The organism is Streptomyces dryopteridis, assembly GCF_049606955.1.
GTDB lineage: Bacteria > Actinomycetota > Actinomycetes > Streptomycetales > Streptomycetaceae > Streptomyces.
Window position 1 is genome coordinate 959,876 of the sequence record NZ_CP187114.1, and the last position, 25,697, is coordinate 985,572.

At 74.7% G+C, this 25,697-nt stretch carries 27 protein-coding genes; 13 read left to right on the forward strand and 14 right to left on the reverse strand.

What is annotated here, in order from left to right; translation table 11 throughout:
- Positions 1–9: 9 nt before the first annotated feature.
- Positions 10–486, forward strand: coding sequence for a nucleoside deaminase (locus ACN20G_RS30795; RefSeq protein WP_424216523.1), 477 nt, complete (start codon positions 10–12; stop codon positions 484–486).
- Positions 487–535: 49 nt separating this feature from the next.
- Here ACN20G_RS30795 and ACN20G_RS30800 read toward each other — a convergent pair whose 3' ends face one another.
- From ACN20G_RS30800 to ACN20G_RS30825, 6 genes are all read right to left on the reverse strand, one after another.
- Positions 536–1,051, reverse strand: a complete 516-nt coding sequence (locus ACN20G_RS30800; protein WP_424216524.1) for a cupin domain-containing protein — start codon at positions 1,049–1,051, stop codon at positions 536–538.
- 263 nt (positions 1,052–1,314) lie between these two features.
- Positions 1,315–1,620: a hypothetical protein gene (locus tag ACN20G_RS30805; protein ID WP_424216525.1), complete on the reverse strand. Its 306-nt coding sequence runs from the start codon at positions 1,618–1,620 to the stop codon at positions 1,315–1,317.
- Positions 1,621–1,633: 13 nt separating this feature from the next.
- Positions 1,634–2,638, reverse strand: a complete 1,005-nt coding sequence (locus ACN20G_RS30810) for a L,D-transpeptidase (RefSeq protein WP_424216526.1) — start codon at positions 2,636–2,638, stop codon at positions 1,634–1,636.
- 162 nt (positions 2,639–2,800) lie between these two features.
- Entirely contained in the window at positions 2,801–3,172 is a 372-nt protein-coding gene (locus ACN20G_RS30815) for a peptidase inhibitor family I36 protein (protein WP_424216527.1), read from the reverse strand.
- A 56-nt stretch (positions 3,173–3,228) separates the two neighbouring features.
- The gene (locus ACN20G_RS30820) at positions 3,229–3,813 is read right to left on the reverse strand and encodes a hypothetical protein (protein ID WP_424216528.1); all 585 of its coding nucleotides are present in this window, start codon (positions 3,811–3,813) and stop codon (positions 3,229–3,231) included.
- A 113-nt stretch (positions 3,814–3,926) separates the two neighbouring features.
- Positions 3,927–6,170 (reverse strand): MMPL family transporter, encoded by a 2,244-nt coding sequence (locus ACN20G_RS30825; RefSeq protein ID WP_424216529.1) that lies wholly within the window; start codon positions 6,168–6,170, stop codon positions 3,927–3,929.
- A gap of 174 nt (positions 6,171–6,344) precedes the next feature.
- On the opposite strand from ACN20G_RS30825, the gene ACN20G_RS30830 reads away from it, so the two are divergent.
- Positions 6,345–6,968, forward strand: a complete 624-nt coding sequence (locus ACN20G_RS30830; protein ID WP_424216530.1) for a TetR/AcrR family transcriptional regulator — start codon at positions 6,345–6,347, stop codon at positions 6,966–6,968.
- Complete coding sequence (locus tag ACN20G_RS30835; RefSeq protein WP_424216531.1) at positions 6,965–7,741, forward strand: hypothetical protein; 777 nt, start codon at positions 6,965–6,967, stop codon at positions 7,739–7,741. The genes ACN20G_RS30830 and ACN20G_RS30835 overlap by 4 nt, the downstream gene beginning before the upstream one ends.
- A gap of 47 nt (positions 7,742–7,788) precedes the next feature.
- Here the strand turns inward: ACN20G_RS30835 and ACN20G_RS30840 are convergent, their stop codons facing one another.
- Positions 7,789–8,679, reverse strand: coding sequence for an aminoglycoside phosphotransferase family protein (locus ACN20G_RS30840; RefSeq protein ID WP_424217397.1), 891 nt, complete (start codon positions 8,677–8,679; stop codon positions 7,789–7,791).
- A gap of 342 nt (positions 8,680–9,021) precedes the next feature.
- On the opposite strand from ACN20G_RS30840, the gene ACN20G_RS30845 reads away from it, so the two are divergent.
- Positions 9,022–9,744: an SDR family oxidoreductase gene (locus ACN20G_RS30845; protein ID WP_424216532.1), complete on the forward strand. Its 723-nt coding sequence runs from the start codon at positions 9,022–9,024 to the stop codon at positions 9,742–9,744.
- 182 nt (positions 9,745–9,926) lie between these two features.
- Positions 9,927–10,364, forward strand: a complete 438-nt coding sequence (locus tag ACN20G_RS30850; RefSeq protein ID WP_424216533.1) for a hypothetical protein — start codon at positions 9,927–9,929, stop codon at positions 10,362–10,364.
- Between the two features lie 146 nt (positions 10,365–10,510).
- Here the strand turns inward: ACN20G_RS30850 and ACN20G_RS30855 are convergent, their stop codons facing one another.
- Positions 10,511–10,789 (reverse strand): hypothetical protein, encoded by a 279-nt coding sequence (locus ACN20G_RS30855; RefSeq protein WP_424216534.1) that lies wholly within the window; start codon positions 10,787–10,789, stop codon positions 10,511–10,513.
- 352 nt (positions 10,790–11,141) lie between these two features.
- Between ACN20G_RS30855 and ACN20G_RS30860 the strand changes: the two genes are divergently transcribed.
- A complete protein-coding gene (locus tag ACN20G_RS30860; protein ID WP_424216535.1) occupies positions 11,142–11,720 on the forward strand; it encodes a TetR/AcrR family transcriptional regulator in 579 nt (192 codons plus the stop codon).
- Positions 11,721–11,789: 69 nt separating this feature from the next.
- Complete coding sequence (locus ACN20G_RS30865) at positions 11,790–12,995, forward strand: GDSL-type esterase/lipase family protein (RefSeq protein WP_424216536.1); 1,206 nt, start codon at positions 11,790–11,792, stop codon at positions 12,993–12,995.
- Between the two features lie 37 nt (positions 12,996–13,032).
- Here ACN20G_RS30865 and ACN20G_RS30870 read toward each other — a convergent pair whose 3' ends face one another.
- The gene (locus tag ACN20G_RS30870; protein ID WP_424216537.1) at positions 13,033–14,403 is read right to left on the reverse strand and encodes an MFS transporter; all 1,371 of its coding nucleotides are present in this window, start codon (positions 14,401–14,403) and stop codon (positions 13,033–13,035) included.
- Between the two features lie 311 nt (positions 14,404–14,714).
- Between ACN20G_RS30870 and ACN20G_RS30875 the strand changes: the two genes are divergently transcribed.
- From ACN20G_RS30875 to ACN20G_RS30885, 3 genes are all read left to right on the forward strand, one after another.
- Positions 14,715–15,440, forward strand: a complete 726-nt coding sequence (locus tag ACN20G_RS30875) for a hypothetical protein (RefSeq protein ID WP_424216538.1) — start codon at positions 14,715–14,717, stop codon at positions 15,438–15,440.
- A gap of 84 nt (positions 15,441–15,524) precedes the next feature.
- Positions 15,525–15,995, forward strand: coding sequence for a hypothetical protein (locus ACN20G_RS30880; protein WP_424216539.1), 471 nt, complete (start codon positions 15,525–15,527; stop codon positions 15,993–15,995).
- Positions 15,996–16,063: 68 nt separating this feature from the next.
- Entirely contained in the window at positions 16,064–16,900 is an 837-nt protein-coding gene (locus tag ACN20G_RS30885; protein WP_424216540.1) for a hypothetical protein, read from the forward strand.
- Here the strand turns inward: ACN20G_RS30885 and ACN20G_RS30890 are convergent.
- Complete coding sequence (locus ACN20G_RS30890; protein ID WP_424216541.1) at positions 16,800–17,255, reverse strand: tellurite resistance TerB family protein; 456 nt, start codon at positions 17,253–17,255, stop codon at positions 16,800–16,802. The genes ACN20G_RS30885 and ACN20G_RS30890 overlap by 101 nt on opposite strands.
- A gap of 303 nt (positions 17,256–17,558) precedes the next feature.
- On the opposite strand from ACN20G_RS30890, the gene ACN20G_RS30895 reads away from it, so the two are divergent.
- Positions 17,559–18,134: a helix-turn-helix domain-containing protein gene (locus ACN20G_RS30895; protein ID WP_424216542.1), complete on the forward strand. Its 576-nt coding sequence runs from the start codon at positions 17,559–17,561 to the stop codon at positions 18,132–18,134.
- A 293-nt stretch (positions 18,135–18,427) separates the two neighbouring features.
- Here the strand turns inward: ACN20G_RS30895 and ACN20G_RS30900 are convergent, their stop codons facing one another.
- The 4 genes from ACN20G_RS30900 to ACN20G_RS30915 all read right to left on the reverse strand — a co-directional run bounded on the left by ACN20G_RS30900 (position 18,428) and on the right by ACN20G_RS30915 (position 21,695).
- Positions 18,428–18,649, reverse strand: a complete 222-nt coding sequence (locus ACN20G_RS30900; protein WP_424216543.1) for a hypothetical protein — start codon at positions 18,647–18,649, stop codon at positions 18,428–18,430.
- A 407-nt stretch (positions 18,650–19,056) separates the two neighbouring features.
- Positions 19,057–19,398, reverse strand: coding sequence for a hypothetical protein (locus ACN20G_RS30905; protein ID WP_424216544.1), 342 nt, complete (start codon positions 19,396–19,398; stop codon positions 19,057–19,059).
- Positions 19,399–19,902: 504 nt separating this feature from the next.
- Positions 19,903–20,769 (reverse strand): hypothetical protein, encoded by an 867-nt coding sequence (locus ACN20G_RS30910; protein WP_424216545.1) that lies wholly within the window; start codon positions 20,767–20,769, stop codon positions 19,903–19,905.
- Between the two features lie 86 nt (positions 20,770–20,855).
- A complete protein-coding gene (locus ACN20G_RS30915) occupies positions 20,856–21,695 on the reverse strand; it encodes a polysaccharide deacetylase family protein (protein ID WP_424216546.1) in 840 nt (279 codons plus the stop codon).
- Between the two features lie 2,060 nt (positions 21,696–23,755).
- On the opposite strand from ACN20G_RS30915, the gene ACN20G_RS30920 reads away from it, so the two are divergent.
- Both ACN20G_RS30920 and ACN20G_RS30925 read left to right on the forward strand, forming a co-directional pair.
- The gene (locus ACN20G_RS30920; protein WP_424216547.1) at positions 23,756–23,962 is read left to right on the forward strand and encodes a DUF397 domain-containing protein; all 207 of its coding nucleotides are present in this window, start codon (positions 23,756–23,758) and stop codon (positions 23,960–23,962) included.
- Between the two features lie 1,244 nt (positions 23,963–25,206).
- The gene (locus tag ACN20G_RS30925; protein ID WP_424216548.1) at positions 25,207–25,572 is read left to right on the forward strand and encodes a VOC family protein; all 366 of its coding nucleotides are present in this window, start codon (positions 25,207–25,209) and stop codon (positions 25,570–25,572) included.
- The last annotated feature ends 125 nt before the right edge of the window (positions 25,573–25,697 follow it).

The following is a 25,697-nucleotide window of genomic DNA, read 5'->3' on the forward strand; positions in this document are numbered from 1 at the left end:
CCTCGTCGGATGACGAACGAGGTGGACGCGCGGCATCTGGCGCGCTGTGTGGAGTTGGCGGCGGAGGCCCTGGCGGCCGGGGACCAGCCCTTCGGATCGATCCTGGTCTCGGCCGAGGGACGGGTGCTGCGGGAGGAACGCAACCACGTCGGTGACGGTGACCACACCCGGCACCCCGAACTCGCGCTCGCCCTGTGGGCCGTGGCGCGCCTGACCCCCGAGGAACGGTCGGGGGCGACGGTGTACACGACGGGCGAGCACTGCCCGATGTGCGCGGCGGCCCACGGCTGGGTGGGGCTGGGGCCGATCGTGTTCGCCGTGTCCTCCGAGCAGTTGGGCGCGTGGCTCGCGGAGTGGGGGGTGCCGGCCGGTCCGGTGGTGTGCCCGCCGATCGGCGAGATCGCGCCCGGGGTGTCGGTGCGCGGACCGGTCCCGGAGTTCGTCGAGCCGGTACGTGCCCTGCACGAGCGGATGCACCGGAGCTGACCGCGTCGGCGCGGACCGCCGGGAGCGCGGTGTCGCGGGAACGGTGTGGTCAGGGGCGCGGTCTGGGGCGCTGGCGGGCCTCGTCCCAGGCGGGGTGGGCGGCGAAGTGGTTGTCGTAGCGTTGCTGGACCTCCAGGAGGCTCTCGGGCGGCAGTTCGCCCTTGCGGACGCGGTCGAGGTGGCGGAAGTAGTCGAAGCGCTCGACGCCCGGGGTGATGACGACGAGCAGGTCCGCCCGCTCCCCGGGGGCGGCCGCGAAGGCGTGGCGAGTGCCCGGGGGCACGACGACCAGGTCGCCCCGCTCGGCGGCGACCACGTCGTCGCCGGAGAGCAACAGCGCCGTGCCGTCGAGGACGTAGAACATCTCCGCCGAATTGTCGTGGTGGTGGGGGCGGGCCCCGTCGGCCCCCTCACCGAGCGTGATGCGCATGCCGGACAGCGCCCCGCCCGTGGCATCGCTGTCGGCGAGGAGACGCATGACGGCCGAGCCTCCCTCCCCGATGACCTCGGCACCGGCCTCACGAATGACGACGGTCTCGTCGAAACGCGGCACGAACAGTGACACGGGATTCCCCCTTCTCGTGGTGGTCGTTCATCCAGAACTCCCGGGCCTCCTCTCCGCATTCCACGAAAGCGCTCACTCGTTCGAGCGACAGGCTTTCCGGTCAACCTCACCCACCGTACGGAACCTGCCCACCCTTGATCACTCTGGGTCATCACCCTCTCGCGGTGCACGATCCGGCCGGCCCCCGGCCGTGCGCCCACGACCGGACCCTTGTCCCGCCCCGGATCCGCGCCGCACGATGCGGGAACACACCCGTCGCCACCTCAGGAGACCCCCGTGAGCACCACCCCCACGCCCGCACCCCGTTCCCCGAGCCCCACGACTCCCACGGCCGGAGTTCCGAGATGCTGCCGGCCCTCCGCCACCACCGCGTCACCGTCCGCCTGCGCACCGCCTGCCTGCTCGGCGCGATCGGCCCGGGGCAGAGCCCCGAAGTGGTTCCGGCCCTGCGGGCGCCGGCGACCCGCGAGCAGGACCCCGAATGCCTGGCCGTCGCCGTGCGCGCGCTCGATCCGGAGCCCGCGCCCGGCCACGGCCCTGGCTCGCGCTCCGGCGTCCGGCACGGTCACGGTCCGGGGGTGCTCAGGTGTGGAGGGCGCTCTTGGTCTGCCACTGTTCCCACGTCAGGTTCCAGTCGGCGAGGCCGTTGCCGGGGCCGCCGAGGGGGGTGGTGGCCTCCGCGCCCTTCACGGTGAGGAGGTCTCCCAGGAGGCTGTTGTCGAAGAGCCACTTGGCGTTCTCGTCGGCCATGCCCACGCAGCCGGCGGTACCGTTGCGGACGCCGAAGTCGGCCGAGGCCCAGGGCGCGGCGTGCACGTAGCCGCCGGTGTCGGTGAAGCGCATGGCCCAGTGCACGGTCTTGTCGTACTGCTTCGGGCCGCCCACGGAGGCAGAGGTCATACGGACCGTCTCCTCCCGGGTTTCGAGGGCGAACACCCCCGGCCGCGAGGCCCGACCGCTGACGGGTTCGCCGCCCGTCATCGGGAACTCCTTCAGTTGTTTGCCGTCGCGGGTGACGGTCAGGGTGTGGGTGTCGAGGTCGGCGACGAGGCGTTGGTCGCGGCCGATGGTGAAGGTGCGGTCCACGGTGCGGGTGAAGTGCCCGTCGCCGGGGTCGACGATGGTGAGGTCGCCCTTCACGGTGACCTTGGTGCCGGGCTTCCAGTACTCCTTGGGGCGCCAGTCCAGGCGGTCCGCGCCGCCGGGCACGGTGGTCAGCCAACCCCAGGAGCCCTCGGTGCCGTTGTCGGTGGTCACCTTGAGCGCCTTCTCGACGGCCGCCTTGTTCTTGACGGGGTGGTCGAAGAGGAGCGAGACGGGGTGGCCCACCCCGACCGTCTTGCCGGCCCCGGGGGTCAGGTCGAAGTCCAGCACCGGACCGGTCGTGATCTTGGCGGGCGGGGGCGGGGAGGCGGGGGCGGCGGCCGCCTTGGCGTCGGAGCCGCCGGGGGCCTCGGCCCCGTCCCCCGTCGTCCCCCCACCGCCGCAGGCGGACAGGGCGCCGCCGACGACGAACGCGAGGCCGGCGGCCAGGACGGCGCGACGGCGGGGCGTGGCCGGTCGGACGTGCGGGGGGTGTGCGGTCATCGTCGTTCTCTTCTCGTCTCTGCGCGGCGGCCGGGAGATGCCGGCCGCCTGGGAAGAGCCGAGGAAGAGATCGAGGGTTTCGCCCGTTTCATGACCGTTTGGCAATGGGTTGGTATATAAGCTGCCCGTCAGCCGCGCGCGGGCGCGGGCTTCGCGAGCCGGTCAGCAGCGGGCGGTCCAGGTGTGCGAGCCGCCTTGGTCGTTGGCGCCCGCGAGGTAGCCGACCTCCTGACCGGGGGCCAGGCACAGGGTGACCCGGCCCAGCAACTTGCGGCCCTCGTACACCTTGACGTGGTCCTTGACCCCCGGGCCGGAGATCCCGTGGTTGGCCCAGGAGGAGTCCGCCTTGAACATGTCGCCCTCCCACCAGTGGTCGTCGCCCAGGTGCTCGATCTTCATGCCGTTGAAGTTCGCGTCGCTCCAGACGCAGAAGGCGCCGCTGCGGCAGTCGGCGGCCTCGGCGGAGGTGGTGCCGGTGAGGATCGTGCCCAGGGAGAGGACGACGGCGGTCAGGAGGCTGGTGACGCGCTTCACGGTGGGGGCCTTTCTGCGGCGGGAAGGAGAGAGGAGGATGGACGGGCGGCGGGTGGTCAGGAGGGGCCGACGGCGGCCGACGGGGTCGACAGCAGGTCTCGGGCCTCGCGGTACGCGCGGGCGCGCAGCGCGGCGTGGGCCTCGATCTCGGGCCGGTGGCGGGCGACGGCCTCGGCGTGTGCCGCGGCCGGGTCCCGGCCGGTCCCGGTCACGGCCTGCGCGTCGAGGTTGTTGACGACGACCGAGGCTCGGAACCAGGCGGCCTCGTCGCCGTAGAGCCGGCGTTGGGCGCCCGCCAGGCAGCCGTCGGTGTGGGCGCGGACGGTCTGTCCGCCGGCCAGGGTGAGGGAGAGTTCGGCGGGTCCGGCGCCGAACAGGGCCCAGGTGACCCGCGCGTCCTCGGGCGGGGCGGCGGCGGCGGCGGAGGGGCGGGCGACGGGTGGGGTGAGGCCGCGTTCGCGCAGGCAGGCGTCGGTGAGGCGGACGGTGGCGGCGCGGATGGTCGCGTCGACCGGGTCCGGGCCGCTCGGTCCGGCCGGTCCGGCCGCCGGCGCACAGCCGAGGAGGCCGGCCGCGAGCACCATCAGGGCCGTGAGCGGTGCCGTGCGCCGGAGCGCGCGGGAAACGGGACGTGGGGTCACGGGACCTGTTGTGTAGTCCATCCGGTGGGCTCGCGGCCGGCCGGGGACACGGGTGTTCACCCGACCGGCCGCACGGATTCACCGCATGAACGTTCCCGCACGCCCTGCCCCGGTCACAGGTCGAGGCGGGGGAGCCGGCGGGCCAGGCCGGCCGGCAGCCACCAATTGGCGCGGCCCATCAGGAACATCGAGGCCGGCACGAGCACGAGGCGCACCACGGTCGCGTCGAGGACCACGCTCACCGCCAGTCCCAGGGCGAGCATCTTCACCACCGGGGTCGGGGAGGTGGTGAAGGCGAGGAAGACGGCGGTCATGACGACGGCCGCGCTCGTGATGACCCGTCCGGTCAGGGCCAGGCCGGTGCTGACGGCGCGGACCGTGTCGGCGCCCGCGTGCCGGGCCTCGGCGATCCGGGACAGCAGGAAGATCTCGTAGTCCATGGAGAGCCCGAAGACGATCGCGAACATCATCATCGGCACCCACGACTCGATCGGCACCGGCCCGTCGAGCCCGAGGAGTCCGCTCCCCCACCCCCACGAGAAGACGGCCACGAGCACCCCGTACGAGGCGGCCGTGGTCAGCAGGTTGAGGGCGACGGCCTTGAGCGGTATCACCAGGCTGCGGAAGACGACCGTGAGGAGGAGGAACGCGGCGAGGAGCACGACGCCGATGAGGACGGGCAGTCGGGCGGTGACGGTGTCGCGGAATTCGAGCTGTCCGGCGGTGCTGCCGGTCAGGTGGGCGACGGCCCCGGTGCCGGCGAGGGCCTCGGGCAGGGTGTGCTCGGTCAGGGTGTCACGGAGGGCAGCGGTCGCGGCGTCCGCGGGGCCGGTGGTGGGGAGCACCGTCGTGACGAGGGCGAGGCCGTCGGGGGTGGTGGTGGGCGGGGCGACGTGCGCCACGTGGGGCGCGCCGGCCAGGGCCGCGGCCAGGTCGTGGGCGACGCGGTCGGTGGGGGTGCGGGCGTGGGCGAGGTCGACGACCACGGTCAGGGGACCGTTGGCGCCGGGGCCGAAGCCGGGCCCGGGGGCGGCGGCGATCCGGTCGTGGGCGGTGCGGCCGGGGCTGCCGAGCGGGTCGGCGCCGGCGTCGACGTGCCCGAGCCGCAGGGAGAGGACGGGGACGGCGCACACCGCGAGGAGGGCGAGGCCGGCGAGCAGGTGGACGAGCGGGCGGCGGGCGACGCGGGCCGCGTGCCGGTGCCATCCGTCGTGGTCGCCGGAGCTCTCGGCGACCAGCCGGCGGCGCACTCGCGCCCCGTCCACCCGACGCCCGACCAGCGCGAGCGCGGCGGGCACGAGGGTGAGGGCGGACGCGGCCGTCACGAGCAGGGCCAGCGCGGCGGCGAGGCCGATGCGACCGATCAGGGTCAGGCCGGAGACGTAGAGGGCGAGCAGGGCGACGGCGACCGTGACGGCGGCCACGAGCACGGCCCTGCCACCGGTCCCGACGGTGCGGGCGACGGCCTCGCGCGGCTCGTGGCCGTCGATGAGGTCCTGGCGGAAGCGGGTGACGAGGAAGAGGGCGTAGTCCACGCCGACGCCGAGGCCGATCATCGTGGCGAGGGTGGGCGCGGAGGTCGCGAGCGTGATCACCCCGGCGGTGATGCCGACGACTCCCATGCCCACGCCCACCGCGATCAGGGCCGTGACCAGCGGCAGGAGGGCCCCGAGGACGCTGCCGAAGGCGAGCAGGAGGACGAGGAGGGCGGCGGCGAGGCCGACGGCCTCGGCGGTGTGCCCGGCGGGTGGGGTGCGGACCACGTCCTGGAGGTCGCCGCCGTAGCCGACCTCCAGGCCGGCGGCGCGGGCGGGCGCGGTGGCCCGGTCGAGGTCGGCGGTGTAGCCGTGGCCCAGGGCCCGGGTGCTCCGGTCGAAGGAGAGGGCGACGAGGCCGGTGGCGCCGTCGGCGGCGGTCCGGAGGGGGGCGACGGCGGTGACGTGGGGGAGGTCGGCGAGGCGGTCGCGGGTCTCGGCGAGGGCCCGGTCCCGGTCGTGCGCGTCGAGCCGGCCGCGCGGGGCGTGCAGGACGACGGTGCCGCCGGGGGCCGCGAGCTCGGGGGCGGACCTGGCGAGGAGGGCGGCGCCGGCGGCGGTGTCGCCGCCGGGCAGGGAGACCTCGTCGCTGTAGTCGGCGCCGAGGGCGATTCGGCCCGCGCCGGCGGCGAGGAGCACGAGCAGCCAGACGAGGACCACGGTGCCGGCGCGGCGGGCGCAGAGCGCGCCGAGCCGGTGCAGGACCCCGGGCGGACGGGGTGGAGCCCCGATCGGCGCGGAGGCGGGCGGCACGGGGGCGGGCGGCACGGGGGCGGGCGGCGGGGGGACGGGCGGCGGGGGGACGGGCTGCGGGGCGGGCATGGGGAACCTCCGGGGGCGGGCGGGTCGGGGGTGTCGGGGAGGGGTCGGGGGTGTGGCCGCCACATTCTGCGCCGAAACTGTCACTCATGACAATTGGCATCTATGACAGAATCGGGCGAAGCTGTCAGCGGTGTCAATTGACAGCGGTGACAGTCGGGGGTGAGGGTGATCCCCATGGCAACGACCAGCGACCCCGCCCCCGGGCTGCGCGAACGCAAGAAGGACGCCACCCGGCGCGCGCTGCGCGCGGCCGGCGCGCGCCTCTTCGCCGAGCGCGGATTCACCGGCACCACCATCGGTGACATCGCCGCCGAGGCCGAGGTCTCCGAACGCACCTTCTTCCGCTACTTCGACTCCAAGGAGGACCTCCTCCTCCCCGACGGGCGCGAGCTGTACGCCCGCATCGAGGAGTCCTTCCTCGCCCGGCCCGCCGACGAACACCCCCTCGACGCGGCCTGCGCCGCCCTCCTCGACGCCGCCGCCCACTTCGCCGGCGGCAGCCTCACCGCCCTCACCCACCCCCTCGGCGAGGTCCGGGACCTGGCGCGGGCGGCGCTGGTGCGCCAGTTCCAGGAGTTCGAGGAGCGGCTCGGCGACCTCGTCCTCGACCGGCTCCCGGCGGACGAGCCCGACCGCGACCTGCGCGCCGTGCTCATCGCCAACTGCGCGCTGTCGGCGGCGCGCGCCGTCCTGCGCACCCTGCGCGCCCGGCGCGAGGCCGGCGTGGAACCCGAGCCGGGCGTGCTCCTGCCGCGCGCCTTCGAGATGCTCGGCACGCTGGCCGGGGAGGGCCGATGAGGCTCCCGCGCGGTCGGCGCGCGGCGGTGGCGGGCGGCTGCGCCCTGGTGCTCCTCGCGGGCACGGCGGTGGTGGTGGACACCCTGGTCGGGGATCGGATCGAGGAACGGGTCACGGCGGCCGCCGACTGCCGGCTCGACGCCCGACGGGTCACGGTCGACCTCGGGCGGGCCGCCGGGCTGCGGGCCCTGACCGGGGACCTCGGCGAGGTCCGGGTGCGCGCGGAGGGCGTGCGCCGGGGCGGAACGCCGGTGGACGTGGACGCGACCCTGCGCGGGGTCACCTCCGACGGGCGCACGAGCGGCGGCACGGGACGCGCCACGGTCGGCTACGCGGCCCTCGCCGACCGGCTGCCGCCGGAGGCCCGGGGGATGCGCCTGGGCGGTGACGGCGAACGCCTGACTCTGACGGGGACCACGGGCGCCCTGGGGCTGCCGGTCACGGTGACGGCGGCCGTGAGCACCGCCCCGCACGCCGTCACCGTGACCCCGGAACAGGTCACGGTGCTGGGCCGGACCCTGTCCGTGTCCGCCGTCTCCGCGCTGCGCGACCTGCCCGGCGTCGGCGACCTCGCCGCCCGCCTGGCCCCGCACACCACCGACCTCACGGACCTGCCCGCCGGGGTCGAGATGGCGGGGGCGCACGCGGGAGCGAACGGACTGACCCTGGACCTGCGTCTCACCCCGGAACTCGGCGGGCCCGCGCACACCGGCCCGGGCGGGAAGGACGAGGACGCGGCCGACCCCGGCTCCGACTGCCGCCGCACCGCCTGACGCACCCGCTCACCCCCGACCGGGGCCGACGGGAGCCGGTCGGGGGTTCAGCGGGCCGCGCGCCACTCCCGCGTCACCTCGCGCAGCACGTGCCGCGCGTTCTCCGACATCCCCCGGTTGCGCCCCCGGTACCAGGGCAACGCGACCGCCGCCTGCGCCAGGGTCCGGGCCCGACCGCGCCGCCACGTCGCCCCGTCCACGCCGAGCGCGCCCCGGAACACGCCGCGCGCGGACGCCGGCAGCAGGTTCCACGCGGGGAACAGGTCGCAGGCCGGATCGCCGACGCCCGCGCACCCGAAGTCGATCACGGAGGTCAGCCGGCCGTCCTCCGACACCAGCAGGTTCCCCGGCATCAGGTCGGCGTGCAGCCACACCGGCGCGAAACCCCCGGCCGCCGCCTCCAATCCGTCCTCCCACACCTCCGTCAGGAGTTCGACGTCCACGTTCTCCTCGGGCAGCCCGGCGAGCGCGGCCAGCGCCTCCCGCACCTCCGCGTCCTGGTCCGCCAAGGGCCCGCCCCGGTGCGCGCGGGGCCCGTCGACGGGGGTCACGGCGCGCATCGCGGCGACGAATCCCGCCAGGTCACGCGCCAGGTCCTCGGGCCGCTCCAACGCGCCCGCGACGGGATGGACCCCCTCGCGCCAGCGGTAGACGCCCCACGTGGCGGGGTGTTCCGCCGAGGGCGCGACGACGGCCAAGGGCTCCGGCACGGGCACCGGCAGCAGGGGCGCCAGGCGCGGCAGCAGCAGTTCGTCCCGTGCCACGTCCGAGGTGCCCTCCACCGTGAACGGGATCCGGATGGAGAGGGCGTCGCCGAGCCGGTACACGGCGTTGACGGTGCCGTCGGAACGCAGTCGGCGCACCGGCAGCCCGGCCCAGGCCGGGAGGGCGGCGGCCACCAGCTCGCGCACGCGCTCCTCTGCGGGGCCGTCCGGCAGCCCGGATCCGCGGTCCGGCGCGGCGGGCGCGGGGACGGGAACGGGGGCGGGGTCGAGGTCGGGGAGGGGTGCGGGGACGGTCGGGCGCGGCTGCTCGGACGTGGTCACGAGGAGTCATTCGACCGACCGCCCGGTATCGCGTCAACCCGTTTTCCCCCTCGTCGCACCCCTCCCCCGCATCCCCTCGTCCGCGCCCCTCGTCCGCGTCCCTCGCCCCACCTCCGCCGGCGCTCGCCACGGGCGCACCGCTCCGGGGGCGCGCGCTCGCCGGCGGTGTTCTGCTGTAACCCGGCGGCGCCCGGCCGGCGCCCGCCGTGCGCGAGCGACCGAAAGGACCCACCCATGAGCAAGCCCCTCGTCGTCGTCACCGGTGCGGGCTCCGGCATCGGTGCCGAGACCGCCCGCGTGCTGTCCGGGCGCGGGCACCCGCTGCTGCTGCTCGGCCGCCGCGAGGACCGCCTGACCGCCCTGGACCTGCCCGACGCGCTGTGCCGCGCCGTGGACGTGACCGACCGCGACGCGTTCACGGCGGCCGTGCGCGCCGGCGAGGACCGGTTCGGGCCGGTGGACTGCCTGGTCAACAACGCGGGCGCGATGCTCCTGGGGCGGGTCGTGGACCAGGACCCGGCCGAGTGGGACCGGATGATCGACCTCAACGTGAAGGGCGTCCTGTACGGGATCAAGGCCGTGCTGCCGGGCATGGTGGAGCGCGGCGGCGGCACCATCGTCAACATCAGCTCCATCGCCGGCCGCAAGACCTTCCCCGACCACGTGGCGTACGTGGGCACGAAGTTCGCGGTGCACGCCCTCTCGGAGAACCTGCGCGAGGAGGTGGCCGGCGCCGGTGTGCGCGTGGTGACGATCGCGCCGGGGGCGACGGAGACGGAACTGCTGTCGCACACCACCGACGAGGGCATCAAGGCCGGGTACGAGGAGTGGAAGAAGTCGGCGGGCGGCGCCCTCGATCCGCGGGTGGTGGCCGAGGCCGTCGCGTACGCGTACGGGCAGCCCGCGAACGTCACGATCCGCGAGATCGTACTCGCCGCGACCGGCCAGGAAGGCTGACCCTGCCCCGTCCGTGACCTGCGGGAACAGGCCAACGCGCCCCGCGCACGCCCCCGTGGGCCGGCGCGGGTACCACCCCTCCGGGTCGTTTGCGGGGGTTCGCGGGGTGTGCCAGCGTGGAGGAGGCCCAAGGGGATGGGCGGGGTGGGGAACTCCCGAGTACTCCCGAAGAAGGGCATCTCATGAGGCGCTGTGCGAGGGTGGCCGCCGTGGCGGCCGCCGGACTGATCCTGACGGCGGGCGGCACGTCCGCGGCCTTCGCGGACCCGAGCGACGACCCGTCCTCGGCCGCGGCCGAGTTGTGCACGGACCTGAGCGAACTCGGTTCGGACTCGGCGGCGTTGCGCGCGCTGAACCCGGCGAGCGCCACGAAGGACCAGGTCAAGGAGGCGTACAAGGACGTCCAGGACAGCTGGAAGAACGTCGCGGAGTCCACGGCGACCTGGGACACGGCCAAGAAGGACGCCGTCAAGAAGGCCGCCGACGCGCTGGTCAAGGCGTACAAGGACCTCCCCGGCGACACCACCGGCACGGACGCCCTGCGGCAGCTCAGCCCGCACACCGCCGGCCTGGAGTCCGCCGTCACCACCGCCCGGACCGGCCTGACCTGCCCCTCCTGACCCGCCCGCGCCGACCGGCGCCCGGCTCTCGCGCGTGCCCCACGCCCCTCGCGTGGGGCACGCGCCACGCGTGACACCCCACGGCATCGCGCCCGACCGCGACTCTGGAGCCGGCCCTGGAGCCGGCGCCGGCCCCGGCTTCGGGGTCAGCGGCCGTCGGCCGTCCAGTCCAGCCGGGTCGGATCCCCCGGCCGGACCGTGTACACGCTGTGCCCGCCCGGGCCGAAGCGGCCCAGATCCGTGCGGAGCCCGACCTCGGCGGGCGCGGTGCCCGCCGGACGGTCGGTGACGTCGAGCAGCAGCCCGTCCAACGGCCCGCCGACCAGTTCGAGATAGCGGCGGCCCGGTCTCGGACCGGGGTCGGGATCGTCGTGGTCGCGTCCGTAGACCCTGCCGCGCAACAGGCGTTCGTCGTCAGCGTTCATGCGCCCCAGGTTCCCACCCACCACCGACAACGCCCCGAAACGGTCCCGGCACCGGCGCCCCCGCGCGCGTCGAACGCTGCACGGGCGGGATCCCGGAGGCGTTCTCCGCCGCGTACGGCGAGGCGCTGCCGCCGGAACCCGGATGGCGGGAGCGGGCCCCGCCGCTCGACCCGCGCTAGCACCTGAGCGCCCTCGCCCGCTTCGGCCCCTGCCGGACCACGTCACCGCGATCCGCGCGGTACCGGACCGCCACGCCACCCGCCGTACCCCCGCCCCACCCCGTTTGCCTAAAGGGTGTAGGCAAACGCATACTGGTCGAAGGAAACAGGTCCAGGTGTGAGGAGCGGGATTCGTGGTGCGGGTGGGGTTGACCCCTGAGCGGCTCGTGCGGGCCGCGGGCGAGATGGCCGACGAGATCGGGTTCGAGCACGTGACCCTGTCCGCCCTCGCCCGGCGCTTCGGGGTGAAACCCGCGAGCCTGTACGCGCACGTCCGCAACTCCGAGGACCTCAAGGTCCGCGTCGCCCTCGCCGCCCTGGAGGAGCTGGCCGACGAGGCCGCCGAGGCGGTGGCCGGGCGGGCCGGGCGGGACGCCCTGGTCGCGTTCGCCGAGGCGTACCGCACCTACGCCCGCCGCCGGCCCGGCTGCTTCACCGCCGCCCGCCACCCGCTGCCGCCGGAGGTCGCGGCGGCGAGCGCCGGGGTTCGGCACTCCCGGATGAGCCGGGCCCTGCTGCGGGCCTACGGCCTCGGCGAACCGGACGAGACGCACGCGGTCCGACTCCTCGGCGCCTTCTTCAACGGGTTCGTCACCCTGGAGGCCGCCGGCGGGTTCGCGCACAGCGCACCCTCCGGCGAGGAGAGTTGGCAGGCGATCCTCACCGCCCTCGACCACCTGCTGCGCACCTGGCCCGAGACCACCCCGGACTGAGACACCCCCACACCCCCACGCCCCCGCGACGCCAAGCGACACGACACGACACGAGACGAGCGCACCGCCATGCCCCTCCCTCCCCTCACCGAGGTCCCCCTCACCCCCGAACTCGTGCGCGGCGCGGCCGAGTTGGAGCGCACCCCGCGCGGCCTGCTGCCGCACCGACTGCCGGCCGCGGCCCGCGCCCGCTGCACGGACGGGCAGCTCGCGATGGCCGAGGCCCAGCCCTCGGGCGTCCGACTCGCCCTGCGCACCACCGCCCGCGTCCTCGAACTCGACGTGGTCGCGGGCAAGCGGGTCTACGTCGGCGCCCCGCCGCGCCCGGACGGGGTGTACGAGCTGGTCCTGGACGGGCGGGTGATCGACTCCGGCGGGGTGCCGGACGGCGACGCCCTCGTGATCGACATGGGCCGGGGCACGACCGAGACCCGGCCCGGACCCGTGCGCACCCTGCGGTTCGCGGGCCTGCCCGCCGGCCCCAAGGACCTCGAACTGTGGCTGCCGCACGACGAGACCACCCACCTGGTGGCCCTGCGCGCCGACGCCCCCGTCACCCCGACCCCGACGGACGGGCGTCGGGTCTGGGCGCACCACGGCAGTTCGATCAGCCACGGTTCGAACGCCGACCGGCCGACCGGCACCTGGCCGGCGGTCGCGGCGGCGCGCGGCGGGGTGGAGCTGGTTAACCTGGGCTTCGGCGGCGGGGCGCTGCTCGACCCGTTCACGGCGCGGGCCCTGCGGGACACCCCGGCGGACCTGATCAGCGTCAAGATCGGGATTAACGTGGTCAACGCGGACCTGATGCGGGCGCGGGCCTTCGGGCCGGCGGTCGAGGGCTTCCTCGACACGATCCGCGAGGGCCGTCCGACGACGCCGCTGCTCGTCGTCACCCCGGTGCTGTGCCCGATGCACGAGGAGGTGCCGGGGCCGAGCCTGCCGGACTTCGCGGCGATGGCCGAGGGCCGGGTGCGGTTCGTGGCGGGCGGCGACCGGGCCGAGGTCGCGAGCGGGAAGCTGAGCCTCGGGGTGATCCGGGCCGAGTTGGCGCGGATCGTGGCGCGTCGGGCGGCGGAGGACCCGTACCTGTGGCTGCTCGACGGGCGGGAGTTGTTCGGCGAGGCCGATCACGAGGAGTTCCCGCTGCCGGACGGGCTGCACCCGACGCCGGCCGCGCACCTGCGCATGGGCGAGCGCTTCGCCGCACACGCCTTCGCCCCGGGCGGCCCCTTCGCACCGTCACCGGCCCCGGCCCCGACTGCACCCGCGTCCTGACGGGAACGGGCCGAAGCCGGGGCCGGTCGCGCGTGGTTCAGCGGGTGCCGGTGGGTACGGCGGCGGGTTCGTCCCCCGACCTGCCGGACCTGCCGGGCCTGCCCGACCCGTCCCGGTCGGTGTCACCGCCCGGCCGGTTGAGGTCGAGATCGCGGGTCTCGCGCATGCCGACGTACACGACCAGCGAGACGGCCGCGCAGCCCGCGACGTACCAGGAGTAGCCCGCCTCGACGCCCGCGTTCTTGAACCACAGGGCCACGTACTCGGCGGTCCCGCCGAACAGCGCGTTGGCGATCGCGTACGGCAGGGCGACGCCGAGGGCCCGGATCCCGGTCGGGAACAGTTCGGCCTTCACGCACGCGTTGATCGAGGTGTAGCCGGTGACGACGAACAGGGCGATCAGGGTCAGTGCGAGCGCCGGCCAGAAGGATCCGGCGTGCCGCAGCAGGGCCATCAACGGCACCGTCAGCAGGGTGGAACCGACGGCGAAACCGATCAGCAGCGGTCGCCGCCCGATCCGGTCCGAGAGGTGGCCGGCCAAGGGCTGGATCGCGGCGAAGACGATCAGGGCGCAGAAGGAGACGAGGGTCGCGGTCTGTTTGTCCAGGCCGGCGCTGTTCGACAGGTAGCGGGTGAGGTACGAGGTGTACGTGTAGTAGGCGACCGTGCCGCCCATGGTGAGGGCGATGACGAGGAACGCCTCCCGCTTGTACGCCCACAGCGCCTTCAGGGTGCCCTTGGCCTCGCCGGCGGCGGCCGGGGCGGTGTCGGCGGACTCCTCGTACACGGCGGTCTCGGTCATGGAGCGGCGCAGCCAGAAGACGACGGCCGCGCCAAGCGCGCCGAGCGCGAACGGGATCCGCCAGCCCCAGGCGTGCAGGTCGGCCTCGGAGAGGGTGAGCTGGAGGAGGATCAACAGGCCCAGACCGAGGATCTGGCCGGCCGTCATCGACACGTACTGGAAGCTGGAGGCGAAGCCCCGGCGGCGCGGGTCGGAGACCTCGGTGAGGTAGGTGGCGCCGGCCGCGTACTCGCCGCCGACCGACAGCCCTTGGAGGAGGCGGGCGACGAGGAGGACGGCCGCGCCGCCGTAGCCGGCCACGGCGTGGGTGGGGGCGACGGCGATGAGCAGGGCGGAGGCCGACATCAGGGTGACCGAGAGGGTCAGGGCCGTCTTGCGGCCGCGCCGGTCGGCGACCCGGCCGAGAAGCCAGCCGCCGACCGGGCGCATGAAGAAGCCGACGGCGAAGATGCCGGCGGTGTTCATGAGCTGGGCCGTGGGGTCGCCTTGGGGGAAGAAGGCGCCGGCGAAGTAGACGGCGAAGCTCGCGTAGACGAACCAGTCGAACCACTCGACGAGGTTCCCGGCCGAGCCGAGGAGGATTCTCTTCCACTGCTGTCGTTCCATGGGATCGCACCTTGCGCCCTCGCCCTCGAAGGGGACAAGAGAGCCGCTGGTAACGATCACGGGTACTTGCGGTCTTTGCGTTCACGCACGCGGGCGCACGCCGGCCGGATCCGATCGGTCCCGCACGCCGGCGCGGGGAGGGGCACGGGAAGGGCACGGGGAGTGCGCGCGCCGCGCGGCGCATCGTGTGCGCTCCGCCGTGCGCTCGACCGCTCGGGGGACTCCGGCGGCCCGGACGGGCGGGTCTCTGCTGGGATCGGGGCGCGTCCGGCGGTCCGTCCGGGCGCTGAGGACGAAAGGCGGCGACGGCCTTGACGCACGGTCAGCACGAGTACGAGCGGGTGATCTGCCCACCCGCGGCGGCGACCCTCGGCACCGATCGACACCGCTCCGGGGACGCCCCGATCCTGGAGCTGCGACCGGACCAGGTGTTCATGATGGGTGACAATCGGACTCTTCCGCCGATGCCCGACGAGCCCACCCTCGCCGACTACTTCCGGCTGCGGCTCGCCCTCGACCCGTACTCCTCCCAGCACATGCTGCACAGCGCGCAGCGCGCCCGAGAGCAGGGCATGGGGGACGCCGTGATCCTGGCCTGCCTGCTCCACGACATCTCCGTCGCGGGCCTGATCCGCAGCCAACACGGCCACTGGGGCGCGCAGTTGGTGGCCCCGTACGTGGACGAGGAGGTGGCCTGGGCGATCCGGCAGCACGAGGTGCTGCGGTTCTTCCCCGACGAATCCGTCGGCTACGGCTACCCCCAGGCATACGCCGGCTTCTTCGGCAGCGAGTACGTGCCCCCGCGACACACCCGCCGCGCCTACGAGGAGGCCCGCCGACACCGCTGGTACATGTCGGCCCGGATGGTCACGATCAACGACACCTACGCGTTCGACCAGGAGGACGAGATCAAGTTCGAGGAGTTCGAGGACGTGGTGGGGCGCGGCTTCCGGCAGCCCGCCCAGGGCCTCGGTTTCGACGGGTCCCCCGTGGCGCACATGTGGCGGACCATGATCTGGCCCAACAACTTCCTGTGACGGGCCTCGACACCCTGCCGACCTGATGGTTTCACGCCGGTTCGACAGGGACGATCGGGCCAGGGAACCCCGGCACCGGCCGACATGACACAGCAGGCCGATACGGCACCTCCCGCCGATCCGCCCCGCGAATCAACCCTCTTCGCACCCACCCGGCCGGCCTCCCCGGACCGCGTCCACCGGCTGCCGACGGCCCCACCGACCCGCACCCGGGCGGACGCCGATGCCGATGCCGATGCCGACGGCGCCGAAGCCGAAGGCGGCGGCGGCGTCACGGGCGAGCCGACGGCCCGGCACTGTGCGCAGCACGCGGACGGCGCGGGGCTCGTCGTGGTCGGCGTGGTCGAGGCGACCACACCCGCCCTCATCACCCACGCCCACGCCCACGCCCACGGCAAGGGTCCGGGCCCAATCACGGCAAACGGCGGACGGGCCTTCGTGCAGAGCCAGCGCAGTGGCCGAATCGGACACCCCGAGACCTCCGGCGGCCCGTCCACCATGCGCTACCCAAACGTGGTCGACACCCCGGGGCAGGCGGACCCGTCGACGACATAGCCCCCCCGGGAGCCGACGCGGGAGGAGACCACGCGCACGATCGCCGAGCGACCCCGGATCGCAACGCGGTGGGCACGGACTTCGCGGGCCTGGAGGTGCACGCGGCCGACGGCCGCCGCCCATTGCACCGGTTCCCCTTCCCCGACACCGACTTGCGCACCGACGCGAGGGGCGGGACGGTCGACAACCGGGTCCGGCTCACCGTCACGGTGATGCGAGCCGTGGCCCGGGAGATCGGCCCGGAACGGGTCGGGGCGCGGATCGCGCCCGGGGCGACGCCAACGGCATCGACGAGGGCGAGACGACGGCCCCGATCCGCCGTGCGCCACCGCCGGCACTCGCCGAACTCGGCAACGAGGCCGCCCACGCCTCCCTGCGCCCCTCTACCTGCACATGGTCCACACCGACGCCCGCCCGACCCCGTTCGCCGTGCTGCGCGAACCGTGGCCGGCGACATTCATCGCGAACCCGCAGCCCACCCGCGAGGACCACGCCCCGGACGGGGACGCGGACCTGGCCCGGGACGAGAGGCCGGCCCGGCCGGTGCCGACCCGATCTCGTCGGCGCGCGGGTTCCCGGCCGACCTCGATCGCGTGGGGCGGCTGCGCGCGCGGGAGGCGCCGCTGAATCCGATCCGTCCGGAGCTGCCGCTCTGCACGCGCGGCGCCGAGGGCTGCACCGACCACCCGGACCGGCCCGGCCGGATCCCGGAACCGGAAAACTGCCCGTCGCCTGTGCCACGCCGGCGCGAGCCGTCGCCCGCGCGGGACAGGACGTCACAGGTCAGAGGTCAGGGGTCAGGGGTCAGAGGTCGAACTCGTGCGGCGGCAGGTCGAGCGCGAAGCACGCCTCCCGGACCACCGCCTGCTCCGTCTTGTCGAAGTCCCCGTCGGCGCCGCCGATGACGATGCCGATCTGCACGACGGCGCGGGCCTCGGCGGGCTTCTTGCGGGCCTTGCCGATCTCCTGCATCACGACGACCTTGCCGAACTCGAAGTCGGCGACGAGACGGTCGAGGTTCTCGTCGAACCGGCGCTGGAGGTCGGCCGCGTCGAAGTTGCGCAGCACCTCGTTGCTCGCGATGAGCTGCGCGACACGCCGTCGTTCGGAGGGGTCCACGGTCCCGTCGGCCGCTGCGACCAGCGCGCACATCGCCATCGAGGCGTCCCGGAAAGCGCCCGAGGTGAGCTCGTTCTTCTTCGCCACCAACTGCGTCTGGAAGGTCGACGCGGAATCCTTGATGCGGTCCCAGAAGGCCATGTCCGTCTCCATCTCCCATCAACTTCTACAACACTGTAGAAACTAGCAGACGGAGCGAGACCGCCACGGAACGGGGACGAGGCGAGGACGAGAGCCCAGGATTGGGACGGGGCGGCAGGGCGGGCACTCGGGCGGAGCCCGGGTCGGAGAGGAGTTGCGCGTCGGATCGCGTGAACGGGCCACGCGAACCGACTGTGTGAACCGACCGCCCGAACCGGCCGTGTGAACGGGCTGTTGCGGGCGTGCGAAACCCTCTCCGCCCACCCCGACGTCCCCCGCGCCCCATGGGGTACGTTGGCCGGCGTGCCCCGACCCGAACCCAGCCCCGAGGCCATCGAGGTCGGCCGAACGATCCGCGCCTGCCGCCGCCGCGCCGGCGTGTCCATGCAGACGTTGGCCGCCCGCGCCGGACTCTCCCAGCCCTTCCTGAGCCAGTTGGAACGCGGCCTGACCACGCCCAGCCTCAGCTCCGTGTACCGGATCGCGGAGGCCCTCGGGGTCACGCCCGGCACCTTCCTGCGCCCTCCGTCCACGGCCGGCGACACCATCGCGCACGCGACCGACCCCCAGGTGATCCGGGTCACCGAGACCGCCGGCCAGTCGGCCCGGGTGCTGATCCCGGGCGGGCGCAGCTCGCTGATGGAGGCATACGAGCACCACTTCGAGCCGGGGCTCGGCGAACGCGGCTGGTTCCGGCACCCGGGCGAGGACTTCGTGTACGTGCTCGAAGGCGCGGTGTGGCTGGAGGTGGAGGGCGAGGAACCCCTGTTGCTGCGGGCCGGCCAGAGCGCACACCACCAAGGGGACCTGCCGCACCGCTGCCGATCGGCCGACGAGACGGTCACGGCCCGCACCCTGCTGGTCACGGCCGCACCCTGACCCCTCAGGCCGGTGGGGCCTCCCGTCCCAAGGTGTCCGGGAAGGCGGGTTCCGGACGGTAGGGGGCGGCGGGGTGGGCGGTCGGGGCCTCGTGCAAACGGCCCGCCCGGTGGAGGGCCGGGCGGCGGTCCGGTCGGCGAAGACGAACCGCCCGGCCGCGATCGGCGGCGCGGTAGGGCTGCACTGTCCGCGCTCGCGCGCCGAACCCGTCCTGCGCCAAGCGACCCCGTACACCTCGGCCTTGCCCTCCGGCACCCGCAGGACGGTCGTGGCGTGTGTCGCCACCGTCCGCATCAGCTCCGGGGTCGGTTCCAGGCAGCCGCGGCGCCGCGTGAGAAGGAGGTCGAGCCCCCCACCATGGCGAGCGGGGGCACGACGATCCCCGCGAGGAGCCCCGGATCGCTCTGCCCGAACAGTGAGACGTCCGACGAGGACCGGTACAACCCGATCGCGATCGCGCCGCACAGCAGGAGCACGCCCTCGGGGTGCGTGCTCTCCAGGCGGAAGCGGACCACCTCGGTGTCCGGGAGCGCGAGGGCGGTTTCCGCCGCGGTCGCCGCGTCCGCCGCGGGTAGCCGTCTCCGCCGTGCTCGTCGTGTCCGCTGCGGTCGTCGTGTCCGCCGCCGTCGCCGTGCCCGCCGTGGTCCCCGCGCCCGCACCCCCTGCCGCTCCCGCGCCGGCCGCCGGGTCCCCGTCGGGGGCGGTGGGCACGTCGGCCGCCGCGGGCCGGGCCCCGGCGTCCTCGGCCGGGCACCAGCGCAACAACGGGACGAGGGCGAGCGGCACCCCCGTCGAATCGGGCTCTTCGCGCACCACCCGGTAGAACGGCACCGGCGCCGATCCGATCCCGAACGGAGCGCGCGCGGTGGCCGCGTACGCCAAGACCGCGCCAAGGGCGAACGAAGCGGCGGCGGTTCCGGCCTCACGTCCCGGGGCCTGTTCGGGGGCCGTGAACCCGGCCGTGCCGAGCACGGTGCCGGTGTGCGTGAGCGAGGTCCCGCCGTGTTCGAGGGCCTTGGCGAGGCCGAAGTCGATGACGCGGGGGCCGTCGGTCGGCGGGCATGAGGACGTTGGACGGCTTCAGGTCCCGGTGGGCGAGGCCCAGCGCGTGCACGTCGGCCGGGGTCGCGGCGAGGTGGGCCGCGGGGATCCGCAGCTCACGCTCGTTCAGGGGGCAGCGTTCGGCGATGAGCCGGCCGAGGTCGGGGGCGGGCACGTGGTCGCTCGCGTCCCAGGGGCGGGTCGCGGCGGGATCGGCGGTCACGACGGCCACGGTGTGGAACCGTCCGACCCGTCGCGCCGCGTCGACCTCGCGGGCGAAGCGCACCCGAAAGACCGGGTCCGCACTCGACTCGGCCGCACCACCTCGATCGCGCCCCTGCGCCCGGCCCGGGACCGCCCGAGATACACCCGCCCCGTGCCGCCCTCGCCCAGGACACCGAGAAGGGCGAACGGGCTTACGGCCTACGGATCCTCCGGGCCGAGGGGTGTGAGTGGGGCGGGTGGGACCGACGGGATCAGCCGGACCGACGGGATCGGCGAGATCGACGGGGCCGACGGATCCCGGTCCGGTAATCCGCCCGGTGCCCGGTCCCGTAACCCGCCCGATACCCGTCCGGCGTCTCGTCCGCCCCATGCCACTCGTGCGGCTCGCGCGCCCCTCGTGTGCCTCGTGCGTCATGCCGTCACCTCGCCGGTCTCGGCCGCCGCCTCGGTGCCGGCCACCTTCGCTCGTGCCGGTCTCCTCGCCCCCCTCCACGGGCGCCGCTCATTCCTCCCTGCGGGCCCGCATCGCCGTGCGGATCGCGAGCGCCTTTCGGCTGCCCAGCAGGTCCAGCACCGCTTCCACCCGGGTCGCGGACTCCGCCTCCAGCACCTCGGCGGCCTCCGCCGGGGGAAGTCGGTCCACGCGCTCCGCCAGTTCCTCGGCCGCCGACTCCGCGCGGGGCGCGGGCAGTTCGGGTCGGGGCGGGGACGCGTCGAGTTCGGGGCGGGCCGGGGCCCGCTCCACGGCCGGGACGGGTGGGGCCTCCGGGACGGGCGTGGCCACCGGGGCGGGTGCGAGGGCCGGGGGGAAGGTGCGGCCCGGGGGCCATACCGTGCCGTGCCGGAGCACGGAGAGCATCACGCACAGGAAGGGGGCCCAGGGGCCCGAGAACCACAGCGGCGCCGCTCCCGACACGGCCAGGCCGAAGGCCGACCCGTCCTCGGCGACGGGCATCGCCACCACGTTCGCCAGCGGGTACTGCTCGATGCCGGAGCCGTAGAAGCCGACCAGCCGGAGGTCGGACAGGATCAACCGCACCTCGCCCTCGTACCGCCACTGGGCCGCCGCCTCGCGTTCGGCCTCCTTGCGGCGCTTGCGCTCGTACTGCGTCCCCAGCACCATGCCGGCCGCGATGAAGATCTTGCTGCCCTGGAAGGTGTACTCGGTGGCGTCGTAGGCGACGGTGGTGCCGTAGTGCGCCTGCACGTGCACCCGCACGTCCGCGTACACCTGCTCGCCCGGGTACGGGCTCAGGTCCGAGGGGATCGGGATCGGGCGCTCGCCGGCCAGCACGTGCGCGATCAGTCGCCTGGTGACCGCCTCCGGTCCCTGGCCCTCGTTCGGGTCCCGCTTCTTGCGCCACGGCATGGTGTCCCCGCCCCTCCCGCACGTGTCCGCGTGGTGCCGGAGCGTCATCGTAGCGGCGGCGGGGCGGGCCGGCACAGACCGCCGGATCAGGGGGTGAGGCGGTCCGGGAAGGCGAAGGTGTAGCCGTGGTCGGCGAACCAGGGCAGGGCCTCGTTGAGGGCGGCCACGGTCTCGGAACGGTCCCCGCCGCCGTCGTGGAAGAGGACGGTGGGGTGGGCGCGGAGCTGTTCCACCGTGTCCAGCACGGACCGGGTGCCCGGACGGCTCCAGTCGCGGGGGTCCACGCTCCAGCCGAGGGGACGCATGCCGGCCGCGGCGGCGATCCGGCGGCTGTCGGGGGTGAAGGCGCCGCCGGGCGCACGGTAGTAGTCGACGGGTGCGCCGGGCGCGGCGTTCTCGATCATGGCCTTGCCGTCGAGGATCTCGCGGCGCTGGTAGTCCACGGGCTTGTGGTCCATGGTCTCGTCGTGGCTGACGGTGTGGTCGCACAGCCGGTGCCCGTCGGCGACGACGGCGCGCACGAGGTCGGGGTACTTGGCGGCGTTGGTGCCGATCATGCAGAAGGTGGCGTGCACGTGGTCGCGACGGAGCACGTCCAGGACGCGCGGGGTCCACACGGGGTCGGGGCCGTCGTCGATGGTGATCGCCACGGCCCGGTCCCCGCCCTGCGCGGCGCGGGCGATGCCCTCGGGCACCCCGGTGATCCCCTGCCCGGGCGGCCCGGCGGGGGCGACACCGGTCACGGGGCCGGCGGCGGGGCCGGACACGGCGGCGGAACCGGACACGGGGCCGGGGTCGGCGGCGAGCGCGATGCCCGTGCCGCCGAGCGCGAGCAGCGGCGCGAGCACGGCCGTCGCCACGACGGCACGGCTACGGGTACGGGGGTGGGGGCGGGGGCGGGGGCGGCGGGGGGTGTGCGCGGGCATGGGTCTGCTGTCCTTCGGGTGGACGGGGCCTCGTCGCGACGACGGGCGGGGCAGGGTCGCGGCGCGCCCGCCGGTCCCCGTTCGCCGGTGCGGACGGCGGAGGGGGCGGGCGGGCAGCGCACGCGCCGGGACGACGTCGGCCCGACGCACCGCGACCCTTCGAGGGTGCGCCCGCCCGACCCGACGCCACCTCCCCCGAAAGCACGAGCCACACGGTGCGCCTCCTCACACCACACGGAGCGACACCGCGAAGCCCGGCGGGTGCCGGGTGGGGCGGGACGGGTGCGGGGCGGGGCGGGTGCCGGGCGAGGCCAGGTAGGTGCCGGGGGGAACGGGGCTGGGCCGGGCTGGACCAGGCGGAGCCGGGATGGGCCGGGCGGGTACCGGGTGGGGCGGGCGGGTGCCGGGTGGGGCGGGCGGGTGCCGGGTGGGGCGGGCGGGTGCCGGGTGGGGCGGGCGGGTGCCGGGTGGGGCGGGATGTGGGACCGGGCGGAACCGGGCCGGGCCGGGCGTGTGAGGCCGGGTGGGGCCTGGTGGGCGGGGGGCGGGCGCCCGGCGGGGGCTGGCGAGTGCCCGGCGGACCCTGGCGAGTAGCGGGCGGGCCTTGGCGAGTGCCCGGGGCGGGGCCTGGCGGGTGCCGGGCGGGCCCTCGCAGGTGCCGACGATGACCCCGACGGGCAGCAATGAGGGCGTGGGCGCAAGTGAGGGCGCGGGGAGGACCGGGGCAGCGCGAGGGGCGTGTCACCGCTGCCGGCAGGGCCCCGAGAGGGTACGGCGGGCGGTGAAGGCGCGGACCGGATCGCGGGTGATCGAGGTGACCACGCAACGCGGCGGACCCTCGCCGGGGTCACGGCGCGGATGCGGCTCGCGGAGGCGGCTCGCGGACGGGCGACGGCTGTTCGTGAAAGCGGGGCGCCGTACACACCGCACCGCGTCCGACGACGCCCGTCGCCCTGCGCTGTTCGCCCCGTCGCCAGAGGAACGACGCCGGGCGCCGAACCGTATCCGATGGCACCCTCCCTGCACCGGATGGCGCTGCGGACCACGGCGTCCACGCCGGCCGGCGGACTGCCGGTACGCGAGCCGGCGCCCGCGTCGGAATCAACGGGCCAGGCGGCATTGACACCGCCGGACGTGAACAGCCGCTCGCCGTCACTCCCCTGGCCGCTGGGGAAGCCGCGCCGGGTGTTGGCGGCGTCTGTGGAACTGTCGGCGGCGTCGAGCCCCTCACCGGCGGCAACGCCGAGCCTGCCCACACCGACTCGCCCCCGGGGTTGGAAACCACATCGGAGCGGACCCGGGACCGGAAGCGAGGTAGGGCGCGGGATCGGGGTGAGGGCCGAGGTCGGGGTCAGGGCCGGGGCAGACTCGGGGTTGGGGTCTCGGGCTCGGGGTTCCGGATCACAGCCGGGCGCGGGCTCGAAATCGCGATGAGGTCTCGGGCTCGGGTGCGAGCTCGGGCTCGGGCTCGGGCTCGGGGGGTCAGGGCTCGGGCTCGGGGGTCGGGCTCGGGGTCGGGGGTCGGGCTCGGGGTCGGCCCTGGCGGCACCGTGGACGGTGGGCGGAGCGGGAGACACCGGGGCAGCCGTGGCCGGTCGGGAGCGCGCCGGTCCACGGGGACTTGCGGGGGGGGCGACGTACTCCTGACGGACGACCGGGTCCTGTTCGTGGTCCGGCCGTGGCGTGGGTCGGGACGATGTGGTGCGACGGGCCGTCGTGGCGGTGGCGGAGCGGGAACGGCGGAACGGGGGCGGGCGGGCGGCCACTCGGGGTGGGAGTTCGTGGTGGCGTGGCGGGTGGTGGACGCTGTCGAATCGGGGCGCGCGCTCGATCTGACGGCTCTGTGGGCAAGTGGCAGGCGGGTTCGCGCGGGTCGCCGCTGCCGGGACTGTGGCGGAGTGGTCGGTGCGTGAGGTGCGTCGGTTGTATGTGTTGCCGCCCCGGCCTCGGGCTCGGGGGACGGCTCCGGCCGTGGCCGGATCTCGCCCCTTGCCGTCCTCGTGGACGGGTGTTTCCCTGGCCGGCATACGACGGAACAACGCATGAACCGAGGAGCACGTATGGAACCGGAACCCGTGGAGTGGCGGAAGTCCTCGTTCTCCGGGGCCGACGAGGGGCGGACCTCGCTGGAGGCGGGGCTGTCGGGTGACAAGGTCGTGTTGCGGGAGGGTGAGGAGCCGGAGGTGGTCATGACGACCAGCCGCGCCAAGTTCGCCGCGTTCGTGCAGGGCGTCAAGGCGGGGGAGTTCGACCACCTCGTGCAGTGACCCGCGCGCGAACCGGACCGCACGAGGGACCCGCCGGAGACTGTCAAAGGGATGCCCGGCGGCGGCCGGGGGCCTTGGGTCGGGTGAGCGCCCGAGTGCGGGTGGGTACGTGGTCGGAGTGGCCGCCTGACGGCAGCGGGCAGGTCAACAGCGTTTCCCGGCGGCGGCCAGGAGGGAGACCCGGGCCGGGGCCGTCGCCGCCTGCGGGCTCGTTCCTGGTCGGAGTGGCCGCCTGACGGCAGCGGGCAGGTCAACAGCGTTTCCCGGCGGCGGCCAGGAGGGAGACCCGGGCCGGGGCCGTCGCCGTCTGCGGGCTCGTTCGTGGTCGGAGTGGGGGCTTGGTGATGGCGGGTAGGTGAAAGGGGTTTTCCGGTGGTGTTGCGGGACCAGCCTGGGGTGCGGGCCGGAGCGGGTGGGGGGCGGGGTGGTTTCTGTGGTCGGCGGGGCCGCCGGCGTCATCGGGGTTCCCGGGGCTTGGGGCCACCCAACAGGCGCAAGGGGTAGGGGCGTTGTGGGGCCGTCGGGGTGCGTCGCGTGTGGGGTGTGTGCCGACGTGAGGGGTGGGATGGGTGCGGTTTGATGCACGGGGCTGCGCCGCCCGGTGTCGGTCCTCGGGGCATCCGGTCCGTCACGGCGGCGGGGCGTGTCGGCGGAATGGGGCGGTGGCGCGAGGGGCCTTGTGGGCATCGCCGCGTCGTGCTCTGCTGCTGAGAGGGGGACCGAGCGCACGGGGGGGTACTGTGGCGCAATTCCGGAGAGCATGCGGCGAGTGCGGCTTCACCACGGGATGGACCACCGAGTCGTCCTCCGCGAGCCAACTGCTACGCCATTACGCCGAACACCACCGCTACGTCGATCCGGGTGGGCTCGTGCAGGTCCGACAAGGGGATTCGCACGAGGACGGGAACCCGTTCACCGGCGCGAAGCCGCGAGGGAGTGGGGCCGGAGGGTGTTGTGCCGGTGCCGCCGTTCTCGTCGTGCTGTTCTTCCTGTTCGTCATCGTCTCGTTGGTGAACGAACAGGGCGGAGGCTGACCGTCGTGAACGGCCGGGCAGTCGGCGGCGCACGCGTGCGCCTGCTCGGTGACGGCGGGGGCGAGGCCGGGCGTCGTGGCGGGCGTCGCGCCGGTCCGGTGTACGCGCGGTCTTCGCCGGTGCGGGTCGGGGCAGCGCGGTCTTCGTCGGCTTGAGGGCTGGGGGTCAGGGACGGCGGGGGTTTCGCGGGATGCGTCGCCGGCCCTGTTTATGATCGGCTCCATGGCACTCGAATGGGAACAGATCATCGTCGACTCCGCCGATCCCGTCGCCCTCGGGCGCTGGTGGGTCGAGGCTCTCGGCTGGGTCGTGGTCGACGAAATCGACGGGACCATCGAGATCCGGCCCGAGCCGGACCGGATGCCGGGCCTGCTGTTCGTGCCCGTCCCCGAGGGGAAGACGGCGAAGAACCGGCTCCACCCCGACTTCCGCCCCGACGACCAGGAGGCCGAGGTGGCCCGGCTGCTGGCCCTCGGTGCTCGGCGCACCGAGGGTTTCGACGAGGACCAGCACTGGGTGACCCTCCTCGACCCCGAGGGCAACGAGTTCTGCGTCCTGGGAGAGCGGAAGAGCTGAGCTGGACGTCACGGCGGCCCTGCGTCGCCGGCGGCGCCCCGCATCCGACCGCGCTGCGGGGCCGGTTGATCGTGTGGAGGGGTGGCCCGGGCACCACGTCCTCTCTCTGTTCAACGGTCCGTCCG

What these genes read in the sequence shown, in the direction of transcription:
- ACN20G_RS30830 (WP_424216530.1), top strand. Translation starts at nt 6,345, where the DNA reads ATGGCAACGACCAGCGACCCCGCCCCCGGGCTGCGCGAACGCAAGAAG.
- ACN20G_RS30855 (WP_424216534.1), bottom strand. Translation starts at nt 10,789, where the DNA reads ATGAACGCTGACGACGAACGCCTGTTGCGCGGCAGGGTCTACGGACGC.
- ACN20G_RS30825 (WP_424216529.1), bottom strand. Translation starts at nt 6,170, where the DNA reads ATGCCCGCCCCGCAGCCCGTCCCCCCGCCGCCCGTCCCCCCGCCGCCC.
- ACN20G_RS30865 (WP_424216536.1), top strand. Translation starts at nt 11,790, where the DNA reads ATGCCCCTCCCTCCCCTCACCGAGGTCCCCCTCACCCCCGAACTCGTG.
- ACN20G_RS30795 (WP_424216523.1), top strand. Translation starts at nt 10, where the DNA reads ATGACGAACGAGGTGGACGCGCGGCATCTGGCGCGCTGTGTGGAGTTG.
- ACN20G_RS30880 (WP_424216539.1), top strand. Translation starts at nt 15,525, where the DNA reads ATGACACAGCAGGCCGATACGGCACCTCCCGCCGATCCGCCCCGCGAA.
- ACN20G_RS30915 (WP_424216546.1), bottom strand. Translation starts at nt 21,695, where the DNA reads ATGCCCGCGCACACCCCCCGCCGCCCCCGCCCCCGCCCCCACCCCCGT.
- ACN20G_RS30850 (WP_424216533.1), top strand. Translation starts at nt 9,927, where the DNA reads ATGAGGCGCTGTGCGAGGGTGGCCGCCGTGGCGGCCGCCGGACTGATC.
- ACN20G_RS30890 (WP_424216541.1), bottom strand. Translation starts at nt 17,255, where the DNA reads ATGGCCTTCTGGGACCGCATCAAGGATTCCGCGTCGACCTTCCAGACG.
- ACN20G_RS30925 (WP_424216548.1), top strand. Translation starts at nt 25,207, where the DNA reads ATGATCGGCTCCATGGCACTCGAATGGGAACAGATCATCGTCGACTCC.
- ACN20G_RS30810 (WP_424216526.1), bottom strand. Translation starts at nt 2,638, where the DNA reads ATGACCGCACACCCCCCGCACGTCCGACCGGCCACGCCCCGCCGTCGC.
- ACN20G_RS30845 (WP_424216532.1), top strand. Translation starts at nt 9,022, where the DNA reads ATGAGCAAGCCCCTCGTCGTCGTCACCGGTGCGGGCTCCGGCATCGGT.
- ACN20G_RS30835 (WP_424216531.1), top strand. Translation starts at nt 6,965, where the DNA reads ATGAGGCTCCCGCGCGGTCGGCGCGCGGCGGTGGCGGGCGGCTGCGCC.
- ACN20G_RS30910 (WP_424216545.1), bottom strand. Translation starts at nt 20,769, where the DNA reads ATGCCGTGGCGCAAGAAGCGGGACCCGAACGAGGGCCAGGGACCGGAG.
- ACN20G_RS30920 (WP_424216547.1), top strand. Translation starts at nt 23,756, where the DNA reads ATGGAACCGGAACCCGTGGAGTGGCGGAAGTCCTCGTTCTCCGGGGCC.
- ACN20G_RS30870 (WP_424216537.1), bottom strand. Translation starts at nt 14,403, where the DNA reads ATGGAACGACAGCAGTGGAAGAGAATCCTCCTCGGCTCGGCCGGGAAC.